General features: G+C 36.8%; 4 protein-coding genes. All 4 read right to left on the bottom strand.

All coding sequences use genetic code 11. The annotated features are described in order from the left end of the window. On the bottom strand, positions 1–1,324 hold a 1,324-nt coding region (locus SANK73390_RS17135), incomplete at its 3' end, for a condensation domain-containing protein (RefSeq protein ID WP_462767628.1). A 233-nt stretch (positions 1,325–1,557) separates the two neighbouring features. Next, positions 1,558–3,210, bottom strand: coding sequence for a hypothetical protein (locus SANK73390_RS17130; protein ID WP_462767626.1), 1,653 nt, complete (start codon positions 3,208–3,210; stop codon positions 1,558–1,560). Positions 3,211–3,248: 38 nt separating this feature from the next. Next, the gene (locus SANK73390_RS17125) at positions 3,249–4,310 is read right to left on the bottom strand and encodes an efflux RND transporter periplasmic adaptor subunit (protein WP_462767624.1); all 1,062 of its coding nucleotides are present in this window, start codon (positions 4,308–4,310) and stop codon (positions 3,249–3,251) included. Between the two features lie 303 nt (positions 4,311–4,613). Then, positions 4,614–6,034, bottom strand: a 1,421-nt coding sequence (locus SANK73390_RS17120; RefSeq protein ID WP_462767622.1) for a condensation domain-containing protein, incomplete at its 5' end; no start/stop codon positions are given.

The raw sequence follows: 6,034 nt of genomic DNA, 5'->3' as shown, positions 1-6,034 counted from the left end.
GTTTTAGTTCATTCAGCTCAGTTTCAGGAAAAACATTAAGCTTTTTAAGTGATAAGTTTGGGCTAGTAAGTGCCTGATCGATGAGATGATCAAAGCGACGCATCAATATTTCTATCTCACGCTGATTAAAAAAAGCAAAGTTATACTCAAATTGCAATTCAACATCTTGCTCATCACCATATTCCCATAACGTGATAACTAGAGGAGTTGATTCATATCCGTTACTTTTAAAGAATATTTTGGCATTTTGACCACCTACTGAAAACTTACTATCCAACTTTAAATAGCTATAATTAACGTCAAACAATCTATCATGATTACTTTTGAGCTGACTTTCACGCACCATATCTCCCAGTGGAAACTTCTGATGGCGAAAGCTTTTTTTCTTAGTTATACCAATTCGTTGCGCTAGTTCAAATACACTTTCTTGTTCATTTATATCAACAACTAAAGGGCTTACATTAGTAAATACGTTAAGCAATGACTTCTGAATAGGGCCTTTTCTGCTATGTGCCGGTAAGCCGAATGTCACCGTTTCCCTACCTGAAATTTTCCAAAAATAGGCGTATAAAAGTGCTAAAATCAACCCCGATGCATCAACCCCAAAAGAATTCGAAATTTCATTTACTTGGCGATATTTATTGCGAGTTATGTGCAACACAGCCTTCTCGCTTGGTACACCTTTATTGTGTGGATTCTCTATATGATGCTGACAAGGAAGCACAGGTTCGTTATGTTTCGAAAGTGTATTGAGCCAAAAGTCTTTGTCTTTTTGATAGCGACTACTTTGCAAGTACGCTTGATCAGCTAATATGGCATCTTCCCACGCATCATGCGTGGCAACATCACTTTCTATATCATCATGATAATATTCTCCAAGCTTACCAATCATATTGATAATCCCAGTTCCATCGGTGATGATGTGGTGCATACATATCGTAAACCAATACTTATGCTCAGATATCTTATAGAGTTGATGTCTATAAAGCTCTCGTCCATAGAGCTCAAAGGGCATTGATAACACGTTAGATAAGTGGCTTAATGCCGTGCTTTCTGCTTCCTCTTCATTTGAAAAGTCAATTAGCTCTAAATAACGGGTCCTTTCTTGGGCGGGGCAAAACTTTTGGAACACACCATCGCTATTAGTCATAATGCGCGTTCCAAAAACGTCTTCGCTAGCTGTCAATCTCGCATAGGCTGTCTGTAATGTTTGTACATTAATTGCACCAAGTTCCACATAGCCGCCAATGTTGTACTTTGGGCTATTGAAATAGTGCAGTTGATCGAAATATAAATCTTGTTGAGCTAATGATAATAAACGCATACCTTAAACCTTTTTCTTGTTATTTTTATAAAGCCAAGGCAGTTAGCAATTCATTAAATTGGCCTGTTTATTGATCTAAAACAGGCACCACTATTAATACCAACATGTTTGGCATCAATTTTTAGGCACGCAGCAGCCGACAAGCGTTCCTCATAGCGTGAACACTTTTGATAGTAAGGCGATACGTTAATTAAATAATTAAGCTAATAAAAACAAGGCTTTATTTATTTTTGCTAGTACATCCCGGGGGGTAGGTTTTCCCAGTCTGATACTTTGAAGGTGTAGTAGTTTTGAGCTTTTTTAAACACTACTTCACTTCGAATATTGCTATCTAGCAAGGCGATACTTTTCTTGGGTAGCATACCCTTAGCTATCACCTCAATAGACCTTCCTATGAGATTCGATACAGTGACATCAAATTCCCGAATGAAAGGCCTTCGCTTAACATCGTTACAACCCTCGACATAGCGTAAAAGTTGAGAAGGTGGGCACTTACCTGTGGCAATAATATTACTGACAATTTTCACTTTCTTTTGCCAAAGCCGCGCTTCAACCAAGAACCAGTAACGGGTATAAAATGCTTTTATTTCAGATGAGATATAAAGTCGAAAGCTCTGTGGCTCACCTTCGTATATCCACCAAAAGTTACGTGCATGCTGAGCACTTAAAATGATGTGTAAATTGTCCGGGTAAAAGTGATGACCTAAATGAATTGGTGATGCGCTTGAACGTGTACGACTTGACGGCTTTGAAGCATCATGAAAGCCATGCATGGTCAAATTATTGATATAGTCCTTCGCACCACTAAACAACACCCAACACACAACAGCAACCCCTAAAGGAGGAAATAAAGCGCTAAACACAGCAAAAGCCAACACACCTTTCAAATACCCTGATATATAAGCCTTTTGAAGCACCTTTTTGCCTCCACAAAATTTACCTTCGGAGTTAAAGTAACGCAGCATCTCGATAGGTAGCAGACGGGTAAACAGGCTATACCACACAACTCCCTTCATAAAACTCATAAAACTGGTACGGTCATAGCGCAGTGTTGAAAGCTGATCTGCCACACCATTACATTCCCTATGATGGTTAAACCTGTGAGACAAGCGATAACAGCCTGGCATCCAAAAACTCAAAGGCCAAATTATGTGCGCTTGTAACTGCTCCAACAGATAGTAGTACTTATCACTGCTCGTTTTAATTGCACGCTTATTAATAATTCGACCTTTAGGGCTGTGCGCACGCATATGTTCAATAGGTTTATTGATTAAAAATACCAAAAAACACAATGCGGTGAACATTAATGACCAATACAAAAGGTCGCTCACCCATTGACTGAAAAAAGCAAAAATCAATACATAAACCAAGCATGCAGATACAACTAGGTTGTTGAAAAGTAAGAATTTACTCCATTCTGAATTGAGCACATGCTTTGATATCTTATGAGCATGATCCGAAAAAAAGTCGTTAAACGATGGACCACCTGATTTATGTTTAGCAGGAGGACTAATTCCCCCATATAAAGATTGAGCTTCAACTAATAACTTTATTAAAGCCATCGAGAAAATAGATTGTATAGCAATAAATATCGCCGCATATTTACTAGAAAAAATTGGCGCGAAATAAAATAAAGCTAAATTTACAGGCAATATAAGTAAATTCATTAAAATAATAAATTTACCTTTATTTCGGTCTATTTTTCCAAATGACAGTAATACTGGCAAACTCATCAAATTCAAAATGCCGGTCAAAATTGGACCTATTATAAAGTGACCAAATGAAGAGAATAAGAATACTGGCCATGCCCACAGTAAATCAAAATCTGTAATGCGACTGGTGGCAATATTCCGCCCAAACCTAGACTTAACTTTTAATGTTTTCACTTTCTTCCCTCAATACTAATATGGTTCAGATGCACACGCTATAATGAAAAAAACTTAACTTTTACCGCCATTTCAGGGAGCAGGCGTTCGTCGGCTTCTAATGAGCGAACCCTCACCTTGACGGTCGCTTTATTTCTATTTGCAGTAGGTACAATGGCAATAACTTCGGACTTTATTGGGCTATCAGGAAAAGCGTCGACCAAGACTTCAGCAGGACTACCGGGCTCAAGTCTTGAAATATAGTGCTCGTTAACATCCACTTCTATTTCAAGAGAGCTCATATCTACGATGGTATAAATACCCGTTCTAGTGAACCCACCACCGGCAGATGAAGGTGATACAATTTCACCTTCTTGGGCGTTTTTACTCACGATAGTGCCATCAAATGGTGCTTTGATTGTTAGATCACTCACCTGCCTTTGCCACAAATTGATCTCAAGCTCTTTTTCCATTAGCAGCTTTTCTTGAGTAATAACTGACGCAAATGCAGCGTCCATACTTGCTTTTTTGATGATCAGTTCTTCATTTGAAATATAGCTAGATTTACTAAGAGATAAATTTTTCTCATATTTATCTCTAGCTTCATTTGCTTTGATTTTTAACTCATTTAACCTTGCTTTTGCTGTGTGTAATGCAGCCTTCGCTAGGTCTAATTGAATTGTTTCTGTTGAACTATCAAGCTGAGCCAGTACTTGACCCTGATTGACCTTCACGCCCTCTTCAACATATAAACTTTTTACAACCCCTAAGACTTTAGAAGACACGGTTGCCATTGTTCTTGCTACGATATAACCGGATGAAGTTAATATCGTTTCATTGTTGGCTTTATTCTGATTAGGCTGAAAATTAGAGCTATTTAGTTTTTTTGTTTTAAGCTCACTTTCTTTATTTATTTTCTCTATAGAGTCATGGACCTGTTCAGATCCAGTTCCACTAACCTGCCAAAGAGTAAAACTAGAAAACAACACCGTTAATACAAAAATAATCAATGACCAAAAGTTGAGTCTAAAAATAAAGGAAGGATCACCCTTTTCTTCATCATTTAAAGAAACACCATCTGAGCCACTTATTATTGATAAATACTCATCTTTTTTATTCACAAAATACACTCCTGATGACTTATAAAAAATCAAATAAAATTCATAAAATACAAAACAAATCACTAATAAAAATCAAAAACCAGACAAAAAGGTTCCCTACCACTAAAAGCAGCATAAAAATCTCAATAAAAATAAATGGAAGGGTTAACTAGAGTAAATAAAATTGAATAGATTTAAGAAAAGCATACTTAAAAAGCTATTTAAAAACTTATTACCCTTCCATTATGGAGGTTTATCTTCTTTCATTTACAGCAAATAATTTCATCCTTTCATAAAAAAATATAAACCTAACTTATTAGGAATTTAAATCTCTATACCCTCTTCTTCCAACCTATTTTCATCAATGAGAATTGAATCATCGAGCTTTTGTCTTAACAATGAATACTCACCCTCTTTAATGCATGCATCGAGCAATCTATCTAACTTTTCAACATAGCTATCTAACAGGCTATTAAAAAATAAATCGTCCTTACCAAAGTTTATTACTTCCATCTCTAAGGCCGCATCAAATATTCTGCATGTCACATATACACCTGAAGTCAACTCTATCGGATTAATATATTCAACATCATGCTCAACAATTCTAAAATAAATATCATGAACTAGTGAATCTCCCGAGGTTATAGCACCAGTTTTTTCCAAGCATAAATAACTTTGACTATTACTTATTCCTTTCCAATGTTTTTCTTTCACCATCTTCATAATGCGAACTTCATCATCATTATGTTTTAATGAAAACTTCAAAGGAAATGTATATGTAAAGTTACCAACCACATCTGCCAAATAATCACTTTGATGATCAATGTTTTTTAAATTCCCTTCAAAGTTAATGACGACATTTTTAGAGCCATATACTTCATGCCAAACTGATAACAAAGCACCAATCAAAACATCTCTATTATGCGATTTATAAACTCGATTGCAGTGAGTTAATTTTTCTCCAACTTTTTGTATTAATATTTTTTCTGAACAGGTATGCGTACTGGTCGATGCCAAATGAGCACGATATTCATACTGGCTTTGCCAGAAGTCCGCTTGTCTCGGTAGAATTTTGGCACTCAGCCTTGCATTGTATTGTTCAATAAATTGCTGCCAACTTGACTTCAAATAGCCAAAGTTTGTCGGCTGATGGACTAATAGATTTGTTTCTATATCCAATATCAATTTATGTAGTGATTGCTCATCTATAACGGCTGGATGTGCGACAAATATAATGTCTGTAGAAGCGTGGTTAGTGCTCGTTATGGCGGCTCGAAATAACCCCCCTTCAGTAGTATCGAGTACACCAGCCTCAATTAAGTTGCGATTTGACAACACGGCTTGCATTTGTGATTCATTGAGCAACATTGACTCTTTGCCAAGCTCATTTAGTGGCACAAAATGACTGCACCATGAACCTTTTACTCGCGTAAACCTCAACCTCAAAGCATCATGCCTGTTATAGACACGTTCAAGCTGCCTAATCAAATCCTCATCAGATACCACCTTAGGTATACTAATATGTTTAACGATATACGCACCGGGTTGTTTTAATAACTGCTTTTGATAAAAGGTTAAATCACAGTCACCAGTGCTGTGCTGCTCAATATAAGTACTCAGCATAGCGATGGTCTGATATTTAAATAATTGGCCGGTACTAAGTGGCACACCAATTTTAGTTGATTTACTGGCTAGCTGAATCGCCAGTATCGAATCACCACCTAAGGCAAAGAAATTGTCATGAA

The sequence above is a fragment of the Pseudoalteromonas sp. SANK 73390 genome, assembly GCF_054966645.1.
This window is presented reverse-complemented; position numbering and strand designations above follow the sequence as displayed.